General features: G+C 37.6%; 20 protein-coding genes. 9 read left to right on the top strand and 11 right to left on the bottom strand.

The window, feature by feature from the left end; translation table 11 throughout:
- Nucleotides 1-83 precede the first annotated feature (83 nt).
- The 3 genes from IQ236_RS22350 to IQ236_RS22340 all read left to right on the top strand — a co-directional run bounded on the left by IQ236_RS22350 (nucleotide 84) and on the right by IQ236_RS22340 (nucleotide 2,702).
- Nucleotides 84-911, top strand: a complete 828-nt coding sequence (locus IQ236_RS22350) for a pentapeptide repeat-containing protein (protein WP_193871337.1) — start codon at nucleotides 84-86, stop codon at nucleotides 909-911.
- A gap of 18 nt (nucleotides 912-929) precedes the next feature.
- Nucleotides 930-1,934, top strand: a complete 1,005-nt coding sequence (locus tag IQ236_RS22345; protein WP_228041803.1) for a pentapeptide repeat-containing protein — start codon at nucleotides 930-932, stop codon at nucleotides 1,932-1,934.
- A 150-nt stretch (nucleotides 1,935-2,084) separates the two neighbouring features.
- Nucleotides 2,085-2,702, top strand: coding sequence for a CP12 domain-containing protein (locus IQ236_RS22340; protein ID WP_193871325.1), 618 nt, complete (start codon nucleotides 2,085-2,087; stop codon nucleotides 2,700-2,702).
- A 163-nt stretch (nucleotides 2,703-2,865) separates the two neighbouring features.
- Here the strand turns inward: IQ236_RS22340 and IQ236_RS22335 are convergent, their stop codons facing one another.
- Both IQ236_RS22335 and IQ236_RS22330 read right to left on the bottom strand, forming a co-directional pair.
- On the bottom strand, nucleotides 2,866-3,705 hold the full coding sequence (locus tag IQ236_RS22335) for a 2OG-Fe(II) oxygenase (RefSeq protein WP_193871324.1): 840 nt from the start codon (nucleotides 3,703-3,705) through the stop codon (nucleotides 2,866-2,868).
- Between the two features lie 319 nt (nucleotides 3,706-4,024).
- Entirely contained in the window at nucleotides 4,025-5,344 is a 1,320-nt protein-coding gene (locus IQ236_RS22330; RefSeq protein WP_193871323.1) for an AAA family ATPase, read from the bottom strand.
- Between the two features lie 100 nt (nucleotides 5,345-5,444).
- Here IQ236_RS22330 and lpxC point away from each other — a divergent pair, with 100 nt between their 5' ends.
- The 4 genes from lpxC (at nucleotide 5,445) to IQ236_RS22310 (ending at nucleotide 7,939) form a co-directional block, all read left to right on the top strand.
- The gene (gene lpxC / locus IQ236_RS22325) at nucleotides 5,445-6,305 is read left to right on the top strand and encodes a UDP-3-O-acyl-N-acetylglucosamine deacetylase (protein ID WP_228041802.1); all 861 of its coding nucleotides are present in this window, start codon (nucleotides 5,445-5,447) and stop codon (nucleotides 6,303-6,305) included.
- 80 nt (nucleotides 6,306-6,385) lie between these two features.
- Nucleotides 6,386-6,889, top strand: coding sequence for a 3-hydroxyacyl-ACP dehydratase FabZ (gene fabZ, locus IQ236_RS22320; protein WP_072720345.1), 504 nt, complete (start codon nucleotides 6,386-6,388; stop codon nucleotides 6,887-6,889).
- A gap of 41 nt (nucleotides 6,890-6,930) precedes the next feature.
- Nucleotides 6,931-7,746 (top strand): acyl-ACP--UDP-N-acetylglucosamine O-acyltransferase, encoded by an 816-nt coding sequence (lpxA, locus tag IQ236_RS22315; protein ID WP_193871321.1) that lies wholly within the window; start codon nucleotides 6,931-6,933, stop codon nucleotides 7,744-7,746.
- Nucleotides 7,747-7,768: 22 nt separating this feature from the next.
- Nucleotides 7,769-7,939: a hypothetical protein gene (locus IQ236_RS22310; protein WP_193871320.1), complete on the top strand. Its 171-nt coding sequence runs from the start codon at nucleotides 7,769-7,771 to the stop codon at nucleotides 7,937-7,939.
- Here the strand turns inward: IQ236_RS22310 and arsC are convergent.
- The 6 genes from arsC to IQ236_RS22280 all read right to left on the bottom strand — a co-directional run bounded on the left by arsC (nucleotide 7,899) and on the right by IQ236_RS22280 (nucleotide 12,418).
- The gene (gene arsC, locus IQ236_RS22305) at nucleotides 7,899-8,294 is read right to left on the bottom strand and encodes an arsenate reductase, glutathione/glutaredoxin type (protein WP_193871319.1); all 396 of its coding nucleotides are present in this window, start codon (nucleotides 8,292-8,294) and stop codon (nucleotides 7,899-7,901) included. The genes IQ236_RS22310 and arsC overlap by 41 nt on opposite strands.
- A 77-nt stretch (nucleotides 8,295-8,371) precedes the next feature.
- The gene (gene arsB, locus IQ236_RS22300; protein WP_193871318.1) at nucleotides 8,372-9,505 is read right to left on the bottom strand and encodes an ACR3 family arsenite efflux transporter; all 1,134 of its coding nucleotides are present in this window, start codon (nucleotides 9,503-9,505) and stop codon (nucleotides 8,372-8,374) included.
- A 187-nt stretch (nucleotides 9,506-9,692) separates the two neighbouring features.
- Nucleotides 9,693-10,727: a PstS family phosphate ABC transporter substrate-binding protein gene (locus IQ236_RS22295; protein WP_193871317.1), complete on the bottom strand. Its 1,035-nt coding sequence runs from the start codon at nucleotides 10,725-10,727 to the stop codon at nucleotides 9,693-9,695.
- A 197-nt stretch (nucleotides 10,728-10,924) separates the two neighbouring features.
- Nucleotides 10,925-11,599, bottom strand: coding sequence for an HAD-IA family hydrolase (locus IQ236_RS22290; RefSeq protein ID WP_193871316.1), 675 nt, complete (start codon nucleotides 11,597-11,599; stop codon nucleotides 10,925-10,927).
- A 130-nt stretch (nucleotides 11,600-11,729) separates the two neighbouring features.
- Nucleotides 11,730-12,278 (bottom strand): hypothetical protein, encoded by a 549-nt coding sequence (locus IQ236_RS22285; protein WP_228041801.1) that lies wholly within the window; start codon nucleotides 12,276-12,278, stop codon nucleotides 11,730-11,732.
- An 8-nt stretch (nucleotides 12,279-12,286) separates the two neighbouring features.
- Nucleotides 12,287-12,418 (bottom strand): glutathione S-transferase N-terminal domain-containing protein, encoded by a 132-nt coding sequence (locus IQ236_RS22280; protein WP_193871315.1) that lies wholly within the window; start codon nucleotides 12,416-12,418, stop codon nucleotides 12,287-12,289.
- Between the two features lie 202 nt (nucleotides 12,419-12,620).
- Here IQ236_RS22280 and phnF point away from each other — a divergent pair, with 202 nt between their 5' ends.
- Nucleotides 12,621-13,349 carry a phosphonate metabolism transcriptional regulator PhnF gene (phnF, locus tag IQ236_RS22275; RefSeq protein WP_193871314.1) on the top strand — a complete coding sequence of 243 codons (729 nt, stop codon included), beginning with the start codon at nucleotides 12,621-12,623 and terminating at the stop codon, nucleotides 13,347-13,349.
- A 322-nt stretch (nucleotides 13,350-13,671) separates the two neighbouring features.
- Nucleotides 13,672-14,658 (top strand): CHAD domain-containing protein, encoded by a 987-nt coding sequence (locus IQ236_RS22270; RefSeq protein ID WP_193871313.1) that lies wholly within the window; start codon nucleotides 13,672-13,674, stop codon nucleotides 14,656-14,658.
- Nucleotides 14,659-14,684: 26 nt separating this feature from the next.
- Here the strand turns inward: IQ236_RS22270 and IQ236_RS22265 are convergent, their stop codons facing one another.
- The 3 genes from IQ236_RS22265 to IQ236_RS22255 all read right to left on the bottom strand — a co-directional run bounded on the left by IQ236_RS22265 (nucleotide 14,685) and on the right by IQ236_RS22255 (nucleotide 18,264).
- Entirely contained in the window at nucleotides 14,685-16,385 is a 1,701-nt protein-coding gene (locus tag IQ236_RS22265; RefSeq protein ID WP_228041800.1) for a DUF3352 domain-containing protein, read from the bottom strand.
- 96 nt (nucleotides 16,386-16,481) lie between these two features.
- Nucleotides 16,482-17,666 (bottom strand): magnesium/cobalt transporter CorA, encoded by a 1,185-nt coding sequence (corA, locus tag IQ236_RS22260; protein WP_193871312.1) that lies wholly within the window; start codon nucleotides 17,664-17,666, stop codon nucleotides 16,482-16,484.
- A gap of 145 nt (nucleotides 17,667-17,811) precedes the next feature.
- A complete protein-coding gene (locus tag IQ236_RS22255) occupies nucleotides 17,812-18,264 on the bottom strand; it encodes a nitrate reductase associated protein (protein WP_193871311.1) in 453 nt (150 codons plus the stop codon).
- Between the last annotated feature and the right edge of the window lie 59 nt (nucleotides 18,265-18,323).

The raw sequence follows: 18,323 nt of genomic DNA, 5'->3' as shown, positions 1-18,323 counted from the left end.
TAAACCTAAGTAATCTGGGATGATGGAAAGAGGATTTTTCTATAGTGTCATCCTATACCGGAACTATTTGTGAGGCGAATGATATGGAGGTTAATGAATTATTAAAGCGTTATACCGAAGGAGAGCGGCTGTTTCGAGCCGTTAGCCTAGTTGGAGTGGATTTAAGTGGGATTGATCTCAGTGAAGCCATTATTGCCCGGGCTAACTTTGAAAATACATCCTTTATTGGTGCCAATTTAACAGGGGTCAATTTTCGAGAAACAAAGTTTATGGGGGTTGACTTCACCGACACGAACTTGAGTGATGCGAACTTAATTGGCAGCTATTTGAGTGATACGAAGTTTAACCGAACAAACTTGACCGGGGCGAGTTTACGCGGGTCTTCTTCCAAAAATGTTACCTTAACTCAAGGGAATCTCACCGAAGCTAACCTCACCGAAGCCAATTTCAGCCAAGCCAATTTTGTCGGTGCCAATCTAACCCATGCTACGTTAGTCCGAACCAATTTGATGAAAGCCAATCTCACGGGGGCTATTTTAGAAAGTGCTAACCTAACCAACGTGATTATGCGAGACACCACCTTGGAAGGCGCCAACTTAACAAATGCAACCCTGAGTGGGGGAATGATGATTGGAGCTAACTTTCATGAAGCGGATTTAACACGAGTGACAATGATTGGGGCGGATTTAAGTGAAGCTAACTTGAGTGAAGCTAACCTGCGAGGAGCTAACGTGACTTGGACAACCTTACGCGGGGCGAATATGAGTCGAGCTAGACTCTACCGCACAAAATTATCTTGGTCAAATTTAAGTGGTGTAAATCTGATTGAAGCGATTATGATTGATACTAAATTAGATCGAGCGAATTTAAGAGATGCAGATATGAGAGGTGCGATTTTACCCAATAAGTAGGCGGTGAATTCTGTGCCAATGCAGTCCATTATCAATTCTCAAGAACTGTTATATCGTTATTTAGCTGGAGAACGAGATTTCCAGAATGCGAACTTGATTGGTGCTTCTCTGCATCAAGTGAATTTAGTGGGGGCTAATCTGGCTGGAGCATCTTTAGCCCGGGCTGATTTAACACGGGCTTTGCTCCATGAAATTAACTTGACTAATGCCTTTTTGTATGGTAGTAATTTAAGTTTTGTTAAGTTAGGAAAAGGGCAATTAAAAAATGCTGATTTGACAAAAGCAAACCTAGAAGGGGCGTTTTTAGTCAAGTCGGAGATGAGTGGCGTTAAGCTTAGTGGTGCTATTTTGCGGGGAGTTAATCTCCGGGCTGCTAATTTGCAGGGTGTCAATTTATGCGGTGCTAATCTTTATGGTGTAAATTTACGCGGCGCTAATTTAACCAAAGCCAATTTAAACTGGGCAAATTTGAGCCAAGCTAAATTAAGTGGGGCGATTCTTCAAGAAACCCAAATGACAGGAATTAATTTGAGTGCAGCCCATTTAATTGAGGTTAATCTTCAAGGATTTGATTTAAGTGGGGTGAATTTTGCTCAAGCCGTAATGACGCGAATTAATTTACAAGAGTCTGATTTAATGGCTGCTAACTTAAGCCAAGCGCAATTAAAACAAGCGAATTTACAACACGCTCAGTTACAAGATGCCAATTTAGTTGAAGCCCAGCTTTTCCAGGCAAATTTGACGGATGCGGTGTTAATGCGGGCCGATTTATCCCAGGCGAGTTTAACCTATGCCACTCTGCTGAGAAGCAACTTAAATTTAGCGACCTTAAGAAAGGCGGATTTACGCGCTGCTGACCTGCGAAATGCTTATCTTTGGAAAGCCGATTTATCCGAAGCTAATTTAGAAGGTGCAAACCTTTCTGGGGCGAGTTTACGCGGGGCAAACCTACAAGGAGTTAATTTAAGAAATGTTAATCTAGCGGGGGCCACACTTCCCAATGGCACTCTTCATGCCGTTTAAAAAGTCATTGACCCCTTGTAATTTTTTTTAAGGGTCTTAAATCTTTATATTCTAACAATTCTAACATTTTAAATAAAATAAAACAATCCTTTTTTTTATTGCCAATTCGAGGCAAGCTAGAAGTATAGAGTTTTTTGTGGATCAGCTACTATGATGCTCAAAGCTAAAGATATTATGACTACAGAAGTCGTAACGATCAAAGGTTCCGCTACGGTTGCCGAAGCCGTGAAGCAGATGAATGATCTGTGCTTACGGGCATTGATCGTTGATCGACGTTACGAACAAGATGCCTTTGGGATTGTTACTGAGACTGACATTGTTTACAAAGTCACCGCCTACGGGAAAGACCCAACAAAAGTCCGGGTTTGTGAAATTATGACCAAACCCTGCATTGCGATTAATCCTGACCTCGGTGTGGAATATGTGGCGAGACTCTTTGCTCAAACGGGAATTCGTCGTGCTCCAGTGATTCACGATAAATTGCTGGGAATTATTTCTGTCACTGATATTATTAGCAAAGGTGATTTTGTCGAAAATCCCAAGGGTATTCTGTTAGAAGAACGCATTGAACAAGCGATTGAAGAAGCTAGAGCGACTTGTTCAGAAAAAGGAGCTACCTCGAAAGAATGTGCCGCCGCCTGGGATATCGTGGAAGAACTGCAAGCCGAAGCGGCTCACCAAAAAGCGGAACGTTTGGAAAAAACAGCCTTTGATTTGTATTGTGAAGAAAATCCCGATGCGGCAGAAGCTCGGGTTTATGACACCTAATCCTTGAGGACTTCAGTTCAGGTTGGGGTTTAACTCATTTATTTCTCTTGACCGTCACAGTTTCCCCCTCTAACATATCAATATAGAGGGGGAATTCTGCTTTTAATAGATTCTATATAGGGAATTGAGAATTATTTATAGGCGATAGTCAGGAATTGTTAAGTTATCGATGAATCCAACCATTAACCGTAAATCGACCATCAGTAAATTGTTGAGAGGGACAATAAACAGGTAAAACTTCATGCTTACAACGACTATCAAAAAAGATAATACTATTATTACGCGGTTCAATTTGATTAAATCTTTCTTGAATTAGAGATTGATTGTCTTGAATTTTAGTTTCATATAATCTTAAGTCTCCCCCATAAAAGCCTTTAGGTTCTTGATAAAAATAATAAACATAAGTTAATCTTCGAGTCGCAGCTTTTCCAGCATCTACATCTTGATGAATTTTATAATATCCGCCATGTAAATGAGCCGTGATTTGCATTTCTAAATGGGACACTAAAAACATCGTCATTTGTAATTGCTGCATAACATTGGGTCTAGCAGAGAGAATCTGATGAGTCAGCAGTTCATGGAACTCGACAAAGTGTTGAGGAAGTAAAATATAAGATTGACGATACTTTGACTGATCATTTATCACTTCTGAAAGGAAAAAATTATCTTGATTAGCCAAAGTCATCTTTAAAAGTTTCTGATAATCCTCCTTTGGTAAAAAGTTATCCAGTTGTACATAATCGGGATTTAAAATAATGGCTGCTGTTTCTTGATTTTGCAAGAAAGGATCAGGAGAAATATCTGAAGATGGGATAACTTCGGGTAACAATGAATTCAACTGCTTTTGTTGTGATGATAATATTCCAATCTCTAATACTTTTAAAGCTGCGTTTAGCCTTTCATTGTAAGGAATATCAGGTTGATTAAGGCTAGAATTTACCAAATCTAAAGCTTGACTAAAAATTTCATCAAATTGTATATTATATTCTGAATTGGATAACATTAGAGATGGTTTCCTCCTTTTAATTCAATTTTTGATATAACTCTTTTATAAAATATACTCAGTTTTAACTATTCTCACAACAAAATTTTTGGAGGTAGTTATACATTTCTCGAAAAAAGGGACATTTTCTTTGAACTTCATTGACATCAATTAATAATAGAAGGATAGGGGTATGAATTCCTTTAGAAAAGCGAGGCTTTTGCCGATCAGCTTCATCTTGAATACTGGATTGAATCAGTTTTACACCTCGGAAAATTTTGTTTTAAAAAAGGGATTAATCCTCGAACTTCCGCTTCACCCCCTCCAGCAAAAACCCATACTACCACGGCCAACCTCCCAGACTCGGATCACCAACACGATATAAATCCCCTAATTGCCATCCTTCTGTTAATTTTGGTTCTAATATTTCCCTAGAAAGGGATTTAATTGAAAAATGGGTTTGATCAGTGGAATGAAAATAAGAAACATTCTCTAAACAATCGGTAAAATGATCTAAAAGATCAGGACTATGGGTTGTAATAATCACCTGAGTTTTTTGAGCCGCTTGTTTAATCCACTCGGCTAAAATTGGCATCCAGGCAACGTGCAATCCTAATTCCGGTTCATCAATCACTAACAAAGAAGGTAGCACGGGAGACTGTAATATTATTGCCCAACACAACATTCTAACTGTACCATCGGACATTTCATTGAGAAAAAAGGGTTCACTCAGGTTTTGAAAATGCCATTCTACAGTTAAAGATAAACGACCAGAACGGATTGGTCTAATTCGACGAGTTTTCGGTAGAATGGATTTCATTGCTAAATTCAGACTTTCCTCAAAATCAATATTTTGATTATATAAGTTATCCAAAACTAAAGCTAAGTTATCCCCTGATGGAGATAAGTAAATATCACTTTGTCCTAGTTTTGGCTCGGCGGTTCTAATTTGGTTTAAATCCATATTATTAGCATTATAAAAATGCCACTTTGAAACTAAATCAATTAATTCTCTCCTAATTCTATAAATCGGTGTATTTTCAGGAGGAGATTGACTATTTTCTAAGATTTTAGTAATTGATGATAAGCCCAAGGCTCTTGTAGGAATTTCGTCTAAAGTTTCAAAATGAGTTGGGTAAGGTTGACCGGGTTTATCATAAACAGATACAACTCCTTTACCTAATTCTTTATCATGTAATTTATAATAATAAAAAGGAGATCTTAATCCTTGAGGATTGAAATGATCATATAAATCTTCCCCCCCATATAAATATTCTTCTGAAACCGTCGCCCTAGTTTCTCGCCTATCAGTATAGAGTTGTAAGTCAAAAACTACGCTGTCTCTTTGAGGATTATTCGTCTGGGAAATTTGGGAAAAACAATAATAAAGATTAACTTTTGCTGGACTACTAACACGACTATCTAAAATTCTAGTACCGCCTATTTTAGAAATGGCATCTTCAAAACTACTCACACCCTGATTTTCTTCGGGAACATTAATTAAGCAATTTTTTAAGAATTTAAGACAACTAATAAAATTACTTTTTCCCGATCCATTTGGGCCGATAAATATATTAAGATTACTTAGATAAAATGGTTGTTCAGAACATAAATTTTTGTAGTTTTTGGTTGCCAAAAAATGCAACAACGGTTGATTCATAAAATATGAAAATAATTACTAAAAATTTAATATTATCATAAAATAAAAGAATATGCAATACTTAAACATACAAATCTATAAAAATCACGAGGATTTAACCTTGAGTATCAACAGCGAATATACCTTAAAAGAAGCCTTTAGTTGTTCCGGTGTAGGATTGCATACGGGAGTGATAACAACGGTTCGAGTTTTACCCGCAAACCTGGGGGAAGGACGTTATTTTGTGCGGGTTGATTTACCCGAAACTCCGATTATTCCGGCTCAATTAAAATCGGTATTATCCACCACTTTATCCACAGAATTAGGTCATGGAAAGGCAACAGTTAGAACCGTTGAACATTTGTTAGCCGCCTTAACGGGAATGGGAATTGATCATGCTCGCATCGAAATTGATGGCCCCGAAGTTCCCTTATTAGAGGGTTCGGCTCAAAATTGGGTAGAAGCGATCGCAACCGTTGGTCGTCAAACCCTCGAAGGTCAATCTCAAGAATTCAACAATTTTAAAATTACCCATCCCCTATCCGTACAGCAGGGAGATGGGTTTGTAGCGGCTTTTCCCGCATCAGAAACGCGATTTACCTATGGAATTGATTTTTCCGTTCCCGCCATTGGCAATCAATGGTATAGTTACACCGCTAACCCTGAAATTTTTGCTCAGGAAATTGCTCCGGCTCGAACCTTTACCCTGGAAGAACAGGTGGAACAGTTGCGCCAAGCGGGACTGATAAAAGGCGGGAGCCTTGATAATGCCATTGTCTGTGGACACTCAGGATGGTTAAATCCACCCTTAAGATATGCAAATGAACCCGTGCGTCATAAAATTTTAGACTTAGTAGGGGATTTGAGTTTATTGGGTGTTATCCCTCAAGCTCATTACTTGGCATACAAAGCAGGACATCATCTTCATGTTCAACTGGTTCAGGAAATTCATCAAGATCAGAAATTGACGGTTGAGTGTTAACCAGAACCCTAAACTTGAACAAAGATTGTGTCTTCTCAGTCCTTGACCCCTTTCCCCTGTGAACCCTATTATCACGGTTGATGATGACGAGATCTGACGTTACATTAAATTCATCGGATACGGATACGGCGTTGAACGGTGAAACCACTCAAACCGTATTCATGATTGAAGACATTCAAAATTTATTACCCCATCGCTATCCCTTTGCGTTGGTCGATCGCATTATTGAATATATCCCCGGTCAAAAAGCCGTTGGCTTAAAAAATGTCACCATTAACGAGCCCCATTTTCAAGGTCACTTCCCCGGACGTCCAATTATGCCGGGAGTGTTAATTGTGGAGGCGATGGCGCAGGTTGGAGGGGTGGTTTTAAAGCAACTTCCTGATCTCAAAGGCAGTCTATTTTTATTTGCAGGAATTGATAAATGCCGTTTCCGCCGTCCCGTTGTTCCAGGGGATCAATTAATTATGACCGCCGAATTATTGACCGTGAAACAACGCCGTTTTGGTAAAATGCAAGCTCGCGCTGAAGTCGATGGTAAACTGGCCTGTGAAGGAGAACTGATGTTCTCTCTTGTGGACTAAACCCTTATTCCTTATTAGGTTTTAACCGATTTTAATTTCCTATGACGACCTTAATTCACCCCACTGCTGTCATTCATCCTGGTGCACAACTCCATCCAACGGTTCAAGTTGGTGCTTATGCTGTCATTGGGGAGCACGTTAAGGTCGGTTCTGATACGGTAATTAGTTCCCATGTTGTGATTAATGGACGCACGGAAATTGGCGCGCGCAATCAAATTTTTCCGGGTGCGGTCATTGGTTCTGAACCTCAAGATCTCAAATATGATGGCTCTTTAAGTTTAGTTCAAATTGGGGATGATAATTTAATTCGGGAATATGTCACGATTAATCGGGCTACCAATGCTGGAGAAGCAACTATTATTGGCAATCAAAATTTATTAATGGCTTATGCTCATGTGGCTCATAATTGTGTGATTGAAGATCAGGTGGTGATTGCCAATTCTGTTGCTTTAGCAGGTCATGTTTATATTGAATCGAAAGCACGATTAAGCGGCGTTTTAGGGGTTCATCAATTTGTGCATATCGGACAATTAGCCATGATTGGAGGAATGACTCGGATTGATCGAGATGTGCCTCCCTTTATGTTAGTGGAAGGCAATCCTTCACGGGTGCGATCGCTCAATTTAGTCGGGTTAAAACGTGCTGGATTTACTTCAGAAGAATTTGGTTTATTGAAAAAGGCATTTCGTCTATTATATCGGTCTGATTATTCGTTTACTCAGGGATTAGAACAGTTATATTTATTACCCGATAATCCGTCGATTGAACATTTGCGTCAGTTTATTCGATGTTCTCAAACAGAACCCCAACGTCGGGGGGTAACTCCAGGGGGAAAACGTAAAATAACGGAAGATTAATCAATTAGGAGGTGAGTTATTAATGATTACAAATTTAAAACAGCTTTATGAAATTGATGATGCTCAATGGTTAGACGAAACTGTTAAATTAATTAAAAATCAAAATCTTGAATATCAGGGTGAGTCAAACCTAGAAAACCCACCCCTACTGTTCAACTTAAAGCATCAATTAACCCTTGAACTCGAACTTTAATTTCATCTCTAACTCGATGAAAAGTTTCTAACGGTTGTCCATCGGGATCATCTAATTGCCAATCTTCAAAAACTTCTCGAATTACCCAATCTTCCGGTAAATTTACACCACAACCACACAGAGAAATCACCGCATCATAATCTTCCGCTTGGAAATTACTTAAGGGATCAGAAGTTTGATTAGTAATATCAATCCCAATTTCATCCATCACTTGAATTGCTGTTGGATGAACCCGACTGGCTTCTAAACCGGAACTGGTAACAACTATCTTTCCTTCCCCTAATATTCTGGCAAATCCTTCAGCCATTTGAGAACGACAAGAATTTCTTTTACAAACAAACATTACTTTTTTCATGTTCAATCTCCTAATTGATCAAGGTTAAAAACTCAAAAAACGTAATTTTTTACAAATGATTCAACTGACTCATTGATTTAGACCTTTAAGCAACGAGGATCAAATAAGCTGGCTTTTTCCGGTTCTCTGGGAAACCAAAAGGCTGTTTTTTTACAAATTTCGACCAACATTAACATTACAGGAACCTCAATTAATACCCCCACAACCGTTGCTAAAGCCGCGCCAGAATTTAAACCAAATAAGGTTACGGCTGTGGCGATCGCAACTTCAAAATGATTACTCGCCCCAATTAATGCAGCAGGTGCGGCATCTTCATAGGACAGTTTCAATTTTAAAGCAGCCACATAGCTAATCAGAAAGATAAAATTGGTTTGGATGAATAACGGAACGGCAATCAACACAATATGCAAAGGATTATTAACAATTAATTCTCCTTTAAAAGCAAACAGTAAAACCAAAGTCATCAAGAGTGCAGAGATAGCAATGGGGCTTAAATAGTGCAGAAACTTTTGTTCAAACCATTGCTTACCCTTATTTTTTAAAATCCAATATCGGCTATACATTCCCGCAGCTAAAGGTAAGCCAACATAAATTAAAACCGATAGAAAAATTGTAGCCCAAGGAACCGTTAAATCATTTGCCGCGAGTAACCAACGCCCTAACGGTGCATATAAAAATAACATCGCTAAGGAATTAACTGCTACCATCACTAAGGTATGACCTTGATTGCCATAACACAGATAACCCCACATTAAAACCATCGCGGTACAGGGTGCAATTCCTAATAAAATCGTTCCCGCAATATAGGAATTTGCTAAGGAAACTTCCTGTCCTCGAATTAGTTCTGTTCCCGTAATGAAAGGACGAAATAACCAGCCTAAAAAGAATTGAGCAAACATTACCATTGTGAAAGGTTTAATTAACCAATTCACCACTAACGTTAGAAAGACGGGTTTGGGAGTGCGAAGGGCGTTAACTGCCTGGGTAAAATCAATTTTTACCATGATGGGATACATCATAAAAAACAGGCAAATTGCAATTGGAATTGAGACTTGATAGATGCTCATGGCATCTAAAGCAACAGCAACACCGGGAAATAATCGCCCTAAAATAATTCCTGCAATAATACAGAAAAAAACCCAAAGGGTAAGATATTTTTCAAAAAAACTCAGTCGCCCTCCAACCTGCACGGCTGATGATTTTAGATTCATTGAACCTCCTGAAAACCCTTAATACTGATGACGTCATGACGATTGATAGTCCTGACCTGCTAGAGACATTACCATTATTTCAAAAAATTTTGATATGTCAAGCAAAAAAGTGTTAAGAATCTAAGTTTGCTCTAAAAAAGATTCCCTTGATGGCGGTGAATGAGTAAGAATTAACTTGATTTAAACTTTAGTATTCTGCTCGTTTTGTTAACACTTGATCTAGGGTTAAGTTAAACTCAGATGTTCCCCCAAAGACTGTGCCAACTTTTGTTTTATGAAAGTTGCGATAGAGTTTGGTATAATCATCAGAGTCAAAAGGAATATAACCGACATTTTGAACGACTTTAGGTGCTTTTTGCATATAGAAATCCAGAAAATCATTCATTGCTGGGTTATTTTGAAGGGTAACGGCGTTAACATAAATAAATAAAGGGCGAGCTAGGGGTCGATATTTTTCAGCGTCCGTTGGATTTTGAGAAGGCATAATCGGCCCTGAACCCTTTTGGTTATCAATGGCTAATGCTTTTAACGCCTCTGATTTTTTCTGATAATAAGCATAACCAAAATAGCCTAATCCATTGGGATCATTAATGATAGCTTGTTCAAGAATTTCATCATCCTCACTGGCTTGATAATCCGTGCGACTAGCTCCTTCTGTTCCTACAATTGCTGCGGTAAAATAATCATAAGTTCCTGAATCTTTACCAGGGCCATAAAGATTAATGGGTTGGTTCGGCCAAGAGGGTCGAATTTGATTCCAAGTTGTAATTTTTCCTTCAGCTTCAGGTTGCCAAATCTTCTTTAACTCGGCAACTGTGATATCATTAGCCCAGGTATTTTTAGGATTAACTACAACGGTCAACGCATCAAAAGCAACAGGTAATTCCAGATAAGAAATATTATTTTTTTTACACACTTCAATCTCTTCTTTTAAAATGGGTCGAGAAGCATTATTAATGTCCGTTTCTCCAGCACAAAATTTTCTAAAGCCACCTCCTGTTCCTGAAAAATTAACTGTTACATCTATATCAGACGGACTCTGAGCATTGTAATCTTTAACAATTGTTTCAGTAATGGGATAAACGGTACTAGAACCATCAATCTGAATGGGTTTTGTCTGTTGGGTCTGACCTGGACTGCACGCCAAAAGCAGGGTAGAAGTCCCAACGGCTAAAGCTAAGGTTTTGAGAGAACTGGGCAATGGTAATAATCTGGAGTTCATAAAGGATATCCGATGATCGTTATTATATTATTAGGGATATCTTTATTATTTCAAATAAAATTGATATGTCAAGTTAAAAAAAGGTTAAGGGTCAGGAAGATGGTGTAAAAATGCTAGATTAAGCTGACTAAGATTAGAAAATCACAGTAAATTATTCCTTGACATTTTCTCCAAAAACCCAATCTTTAAATGATTGATTAAAACTTAGGTAACTGCCATAATTCCGGTTGAAATTCACTCAGAGAATTGAGAATTTGATCCGCTTCTTGATAAAGAGATTGATCCATATCGGATGCGGGAACAGCAACCACTGACATTCCTGCGGCTTTAGCGGCTGAAACTCCCGCTAAGGCATCTTCAAAGACTAAACAGTTTTCGGGTTTTGCCCCTAAACGTTGAGCAACTAATAGGAAAATATCGGGAGCAGGTTTACCATTTTTGAGTTCAGGATCATCCCCCCGAACAATTTCTTGAAATACAGAAAACCAGCCTTGATGACTTTGGGTTTTAGCCGTAAACGGACGAGTTCCTGAACTGGTCGCAACCGCTTGCGGAATGTTATGAAAAGCGAGATGTTGAGTCAGATGAACCGCTCCGTCTAAAGGCAAAACATGGGGGTATAATTCATAAATAATTGCGTCTTTTTGTTTTAGAAATTCTTCAACGCTGAGAGATAAATCTAACTCTTGAATCAGAAGTTTTGCTGAATCATGGGATTTTCTGCCCCTAACTTTGCAACTCAAACTATGTTCAATCGTTTTCCCATAACGGTGAGCAACGATTTGATTTACTCTAGCATGAAGGGGTTCTGTGTCTAACAGTAGACCATCTAGGTCGTAAATAACGTGAGTAATTTTTTTAAAGTTAGGCATTGGTGTATGGATAAAGCGTTAAAGTTATTATGAAGGAAATTGATCCATAAATCAAGTCTCAGGATAGGCAGAAATCCTAGAGATAGATTAAGGATAAAAATCAAGAAAAGTTGAACTTAACACTTTTCCCTTATGTTTTTAACAGCCAAGATTGATGACAAGTCCAGGACTGGTCAAGATGTCTTTGATAAAACCTTAATTCCCAATCTACTTGAGCTTGGGGATTAATTCTAATTTGAGCTAGATGTTTTAATTGTTCAGCGTGTTCGGGTTGAAATTCATAGGCTAAACTCAAATGCAGCCAAGTTTTTAATCGTAAGGCTTCAAGACGAGTGGGTGAATTTGCTAATTGAGCAAAATGAATCATTAGAGAGGGAATTCCTTCGGTTTTTAATTCTAAACCATACCAATGAGTTTGAAAGGTCATTTTGATGACATCAAGTTTAAGTGGTGTTTTGCTTAATTTTGCAGTATTATAAGCCGTTTCCAATGCTTGAATATACAAATTAATGGATGATATTTCATCGTTAAAAAATCCGGTTAAGGTACAATGGGGCATATAATTATGGGCTTCATTAAAGCCGCATAAATCTAAACTTTCTTGATAAAATGCTTGAATTTGTCCAGCTAATTCACCTTGAGGACAAGCATAAACAATAAATTGACTTGATGACATCATATTTTTGATTAAGCAACGTGTTTAAATTGAACGCCATCTAACTCGATAAAAACCGATTCAAATTCTATTTGCTTTTCTAATAATAGAAGCCAAACTCGCTGGGTATTGATTGAAAAGGGCGTATGGTATAACTTTAACATGATGAATGTGTCCTAAAATAAATTATAGAACTATTATAAACCCCTTGATGAAATTATTCTCATTAGTACCGGATTGTTATTAAAGTCTAGGGATCGGTAAAAAATTAGATAATTTGATGACAAGACGCTAACAGATGCTAAGATTATTAAAGACATCTTTATCAGTCTAACCCCCGACTCTTTATTTAATTGCTGATTTGGAATGACCCTTAATCCTGTCCCGATTCACCTTCAAGTTGCTGAACGAATTCGACACAATATTAAACAAGGAATTTATCGAGTTGGAGAGCAATTACCTCAAGAAAGTTTATTAAGTCAATGTTTTAATGTAAATCGTCATATTATCAGACGAGCGATCGCTTGTTTAAAAAGTGAAGGCGTGTTAAATACCGAACCAGGGCGAGGGATTTTTGTGACTAAGAAACCGATTATTTATCCTCTAGGGAAACGAGTCCGTTATAATGAAATCCTGATTAATCAAGGCTTAGAACCTAGTTTCCAATTGTTAAAATGTATAGAAATTAAAGCGGATCTTTTAGTAGCTAATCATTTAGAAATTCTCGTGGGAGAATCCGTTGCTTGGATTGAACGTTTAATGTTTGCCAATAATGTACCGATTTCTATTACAAGTAGCTATTTTCCCCTAGACTATTTTCCGAATTTGTTAGCCTATGAAGCCCAAATGTGGTCAATTTCTCGACTCCTGAGAGAAATCTATGGCTGTGATCATTTACGGCGGAATACGTGGATTTCTTCTCGCCTTGTTGATGCTGACGATGCTCAATTATTGCACATATCAACAACCAGTTCTATTTTACGAGTTGAATCAATTAATGTCGATCAACATAATCATATTATTGAGTATGGAATTACCCGCTTTCGAGGGGATCAAATCGAACTAGGTTTAGGATCTCAATGTTTTCCCCTATAACATTATCATATTAATATTAAGTTTATTTACAGTAATTTCCCAGCCTCAATCGGCGTACATCATAAAGGTTTTAAGTTAAATTTAAGTTAAAATAGTTTAATTTTGGGTAAAAATTAAAACTTGATCAACAAAAGATTATTTTTATTGAGAGAAAATAAAATTTGTAAAATTAATTTAAAATTAAGCTTTGGATTTTACACAAAACCCCCTTGACTTTGAGCCAGTTTTTATCTATGATTAAAACTTAATTGTTAAACAAACAAAACAATTAAAAGCAGAATAAGACCAGTACAATAAAGATTAGAACCCGTATATTTTTAAAATGGAAATCAATACTCATCCTCAAACCCAAACTTTAGGATATTGGGCTGTAAAAGCGATTCAAAAACATCTGGAAAAAGTCATAAGTCATGAATCTGATGTTTTAAAAGATGATGATCCTGAAGAACTCCATCAAATGCGGGTGGGAATGCGACGGTTACGTTCAGCGATTGTTGGCTTTGCTCCAGTTTTAGACTTACCCGAATCGGCTGAAGATGAAAAAATAGGTAAGATTGCGCGGCGTTTGGGGAAGTTACGAGATTTAGACGTATTATTAGAAACCTTACAAAACCATTATTATCCCCATTTACCGTCATCAGAACAAGAAATCCTAGATAAAATATTAATGAGTTGGGTGAAACAACGTCACAAAGCCTTTCGAGTTGTGGAATGGGTCTTAGACCATAAAACCTATAAAAACTTGAAAGAAGATTTACAAAATTGGATCAAAGAACCTTGTTTTACCCCTCTGGAAAAGCTACCCATTGATGAAGTTCTCCCCGATTTATTACTCCCCCAAATCAGTGAGTTATTCTTACATTCCGGTTGGCAAGTGGGTGAAGATCAAGTTAACCCTATTTCTTTGGAAACTTTAGAAGAAATTTTAAATAAACAAGGAAAATCTTTGCATAGCTTAAGAAAGCAAGTTAAACGAGTGCGTTATCAAATGAATTTATTTACGGATTTCTATTCTTCTACCTATTCTAACTATTTAGAAGATATAAAGGCGATTCAAGAGTGTTTAGGTGATATTCAAGATAGCCTGGTTTTAGGAGAAAAAATAGCTGAAGAAATACCCTTCAAAATTAACTCTAAACTCCCGACTTTTATGGGTTTATTAGCCCAAAATCGTTATGAATCTTGGCAAAAATGGGAACAATTTCAACGTCAGTATTTAAAGCCGGAAACTCGTTATCAATTTCGCTCAGAATTGCTGCATCCTGTTACAGAAACAGGAACCCATAAAGATGAGAAGGAGGAAGAATAACCTTCTTCTCATCTCTAAAAATAAATTTAAGGTTGAGTTTTAGGTGCAGTCGTCGGTTGGGTTGTTGGGGTTTTAACTTTAACAAAAATATCATAACGACTGGTGCGATCGTTTAGAATAGCCGTTGTTAATCCAATCGATTGAATCGCATCAATCCAGACCTTTTGCTGAGGAGGAAGTTGGGGTAATGATAAGGTTCTGACATTCGGATCAAACACTCGTTCAACATTCATAAAAAAGTTACCATTGTTGGGGTTAAGTCCCGTCGGGATACTTTGTTGAAATACCGGATTAGAGGTAATAGAAACCGAAGGTAAAGGAACAATTTGATCCGCAACTGCTCCCCCCAAAGTAATATAAGCTAAATTTCCGTCTAACCAACCCCGAGTTACCACAAATCCTCCAAAGGGAGAAACCCATTGCATTGCGGGTTGGTCTTTAATTTTAACTTCACTCACCTTAAATTTTTTATTCTTCATCACCTCATCTAATTGGGTAAAGGTTTTATCAGTTGCATTGCGATCAGACACTTTTACCATTAATACTAATCCCGCCACAAATCGTTCTAAAGCTCTGGGATTTGGAGTGGATGGAATTAAAGATAAAGCAAATTCTCCATTCATCCCCTTGAGAACATCCTTTTCTAATTCCAGTCCCGTTGAAGATTTAAAACTAGAACTCAAAACTTGAGGATTAAACGGTGCTATAGGATTAGCATTAGCACCTTGGGTATAATCTTCCCAAACTTGTTTTAAATTACTTCCAGAAACCATCATTAATGTATTTTCTGGAATTTGTTTGAGGATGGCTTGAGCTTTATTTTCAACGGTAAATTTTTTCTGACTATTGGGTCTTAACCAAGACACGGCTTTAAACCCAACCCCTTGAGATTCTAAACTAATATTAGTTGCTAATCCTTGATGTTGTTGAACTTGTTCTAAATTTTTTTCAGGAATGGGATTTCGAGAACGGTAGGATGCCACCGTTGTAGCAACGGGAATATTGAGATAAACTTGAGCAAAGGGATTTCCGGTTTTAATTGTATTCAAAGCCGTCGCATATCCTGGAGTTCTCGCTAAAGAACCTGAACCCCGATAGGTATCAATGGCGCGTTCTGTTGCATTCGGATCAGTTGTCACCACTAAGAAATCCTGTCCCAAAACCGCAATAGAATAATTTTGTTTGGGATTTCCTTGAGTTTCAATAATATCAATTCCTCGATAAGATCGTTGAGTAGTTTGACCTTGAGGTAAGGTTTTCGGTTGTGATAATAATTCTTTAGCTTTGGCGGGGTTAGCAATCGGAAATACCATCACCGTCGCTTGTTGATTTAAGGTTGTGGACGCTTCCGTACTGGGCGGGGTTCCTGATAGTAAACTAGAATTTGGTAAAAAGGCAATCATCACTTCTTTTCCGACCCAAGGCTGAATATCTTTCTGATAATCATAGCCATTTTCGGTTAATACCCGATTTTGCCAATCATTCAAGACTTGTTTTAATGTGGCTTGAGATTGGGGTGTACCATATTGCTTTAATTTGTCCCATTGTTGGCTATCTGTGGACAGAGATACAGCCACCATTGCTTCAGAAGGAACAACATTTGCACCGAGGGGAACACCTTCTAAAAATTTACGCGAAACTAAGGTATAGTAAGCGGCAATTCCACCCCCAACAAGCAGTACCGCAACTCCCACCGTTAAAATTAAATTAGGTTTTATTTTTTGCATGATCAATTAGCAACGATGGCTGTAGGTAACCAGTAAACAATAATGATTGAGTATCGAGGGAGATTTTAACCCAGGGGGTTGCACTTTGCAAATTTATCACTGGGTAGACGGGTTTTCATCTTGAGGATGGGAAAAACTATTAAACCAACCTCGTCGCCAGAAGAAAAAGAATAAGGCTAAAGCAATTATAAACATCAAGGTCAAACAGACCGGATAACCCCAATACCAATTGAGTTCAGGCATATTTAACGGGGAAGTATCGGGGTTAAAATTCATTCCGTATACCCCAGCCACAAAGGTTAGGGGAATAAAAATCGTTGAAATTACGGTGAGTAACTTCATAATTTCATTCATTTTATTGCTCATAGAAGACATATAAATTCCCATTAAATCGGAAGATAATTCTCGATAAGTTTCGACCATATCCCGCACTAAAATTGTATGATCATAACAATCTCGTAAGTAAACCCGAACCTCTGGACTAATTAAATCACTTCCATCTCGAATTAACACATTAATGGCTTCTCTTTGTGCCCAAATGGCTCGTCTGAGGGTAAATAAATCTCGACGAATACTATAAATTTTAGCTAGATTTTTAGGAACTGGATTAAAGACAACCTCGTCTTCTAATTCTTCTAAAATATCTCCATATTCTTCTAATACAGGGAAAAATCCATCAATAATGGCATCTAAAATCGCATAAGCTAAATAATCGACTCCTTGTTTGCGAATAATCCCTTGATTATAACGAATGCGATCGCGTACAGGTTGTAAACAATCATATTCTGCTTCTTCCTGTACCGTTAGCAAATAATTTTTTCCTAAAATAATACTAACTTGTTCTTTATGTAGCGGATCTTCACCGGGCTTAAGCGTTACCATCCAGGCAACAATCACCAGTTGACCATCATATTCTACCACTTTCGGACGTTGGGGAACATTCACCACATCTTCTAAGGCAATGGGATGTAAATTAAACACCTTCGCCATGCGTTCCCAAGTGTCTTGATTTCCTAACCCTAAAATATCTAACCAAGAAACAGAATAAGTATCTAAATAAGGCGCGCATTCTTCTGGTGTTGTTAATTTTAAACGAGTCGCCATCCCATCATTATAATCAATTAAAACCATTTCAGGTGGCGGATCATCCGCTTCCACATCTAAGGTTCCCGGTGGTGTACCCGGATCATCATAAAAATAATCTAAATTTGATTCTTCTTCCTCATCCTCATCTTTGACAGAATCAATCGCGGCTGTTGAAAATTTAATACTATGGGTCATAACCAGTTCCCCAAAATGTGAATTGAATGGGTTTACAAGTCAAAAAACTAATAATAGTTTATCAATTTTTTGTTAAAAAGTAGTACAAAAGAGCAAAGATTATTTACAGTTTAACAAAAGGTTATAAAAAAGTTCCGATGATTTTTTATAAAAGTTCAAATTCTCTTAAAGCCGGTAAAAAGTTTTTATTTTCATGGCTAGGACGGCTCAATTTAAATAAAGCAAATCGTTGTAATGGAGTTAAATTCTGCCAGTGTTTTAATGTGATCTCAACCGCCATTTCTTCGGCTTTTTGCTGCACAACATCCGGTAATTGAGTCGAATCTAACCAAACCGGATGATCATCAATCGGTAAATCTTTTAAAGGAATATTGGTATATTGTTCTGCTAATTGATATAATAAACTCCGATAGGTTTCCCTTTCTTCCGGTGTACTCATCGGATTTTCTACTAATTGTTGACGAACATCATGGGGAAATTTATTCCAATGTTCTAACTTCAACTTAACCCCACAGCTATCCAGTTTATACCGCACAACCATCGGAATACAATTCAAAGCCTTAACAAAATCCTGTTCAAATTCAAACAAATTATTCATATAGCAATTTTATTTGATCAGTTATCAAGTATCCGCATCATCAGTTATCAGTTATTCCC

The organism is Planktothrix mougeotii LEGE 06226, from assembly GCF_015207485.1.
Lineage (GTDB): Bacteria > Cyanobacteriota > Cyanobacteriia > Cyanobacteriales > Microcoleaceae > Planktothrix.
This window is presented reverse-complemented; position numbering and strand designations above follow the sequence as displayed.

Bases quoted from the DNA above. Each gene is read 5' to 3' on its own strand.
- IQ236_RS22335 (WP_193871324.1), bottom strand. From the start codon at position 3,705: ATGTTATCCAATTCAGAATATAATATACAATTTGATGAAATTTTTAGT.
- IQ236_RS22285 (WP_228041801.1), bottom strand. From the start codon at position 12,278: ATGATGTCATCAAGTCAATTTATTGTTTATGCTTGTCCTCAAGGTGAA.
- IQ236_RS22310 (WP_193871320.1), top strand. From the start codon at position 7,769: ATGATTACAAATTTAAAACAGCTTTATGAAATTGATGATGCTCAATGG.
- IQ236_RS22270 (WP_193871313.1), top strand. From the start codon at position 13,672: ATGGAAATCAATACTCATCCTCAAACCCAAACTTTAGGATATTGGGCT.
- IQ236_RS22345 (WP_228041803.1), top strand. From the start codon at position 930: ATGCAGTCCATTATCAATTCTCAAGAACTGTTATATCGTTATTTAGCT.
- arsC (WP_193871319.1), bottom strand. From the start codon at position 8,294: ATGAAAAAAGTAATGTTTGTTTGTAAAAGAAATTCTTGTCGTTCTCAA.
- arsB (WP_193871318.1), bottom strand. From the start codon at position 9,505: ATGAATCTAAAATCATCAGCCGTGCAGGTTGGAGGGCGACTGAGTTTT.
- IQ236_RS22295 (WP_193871317.1), bottom strand. From the start codon at position 10,727: ATGAACTCCAGATTATTACCATTGCCCAGTTCTCTCAAAACCTTAGCT.
- phnF (WP_193871314.1), top strand. From the start codon at position 12,621: ATGACCCTTAATCCTGTCCCGATTCACCTTCAAGTTGCTGAACGAATT.
- fabZ (WP_072720345.1), top strand. From the start codon at position 6,386: ATGATGACGAGATCTGACGTTACATTAAATTCATCGGATACGGATACG.
- IQ236_RS22330 (WP_193871323.1), bottom strand. From the start codon at position 5,344: ATGAATCAACCGTTGTTGCATTTTTTGGCAACCAAAAACTACAAAAAT.
- IQ236_RS22350 (WP_193871337.1), top strand. From the start codon at position 84: ATGGAGGTTAATGAATTATTAAAGCGTTATACCGAAGGAGAGCGGCTG.
- corA (WP_193871312.1), bottom strand. From the start codon at position 17,666: ATGACCCATAGTATTAAATTTTCAACAGCCGCGATTGATTCTGTCAAA.
- IQ236_RS22340 (WP_193871325.1), top strand. From the start codon at position 2,085: ATGATGCTCAAAGCTAAAGATATTATGACTACAGAAGTCGTAACGATC.
- lpxA (WP_193871321.1), top strand. From the start codon at position 6,931: ATGACGACCTTAATTCACCCCACTGCTGTCATTCATCCTGGTGCACAA.
- IQ236_RS22255 (WP_193871311.1), bottom strand. From the start codon at position 18,264: ATGAATAATTTGTTTGAATTTGAACAGGATTTTGTTAAGGCTTTGAAT.
- IQ236_RS22280 (WP_193871315.1), bottom strand. From the start codon at position 12,418: ATGTTAAAGTTATACCATACGCCCTTTTCAATCAATACCCAGCGAGTT.
- IQ236_RS22290 (WP_193871316.1), bottom strand. From the start codon at position 11,599: ATGCCTAACTTTAAAAAAATTACTCACGTTATTTACGACCTAGATGGT.
- IQ236_RS22265 (WP_228041800.1), bottom strand. From the start codon at position 16,385: ATGCAAAAAATAAAACCTAATTTAATTTTAACGGTGGGAGTTGCGGTA.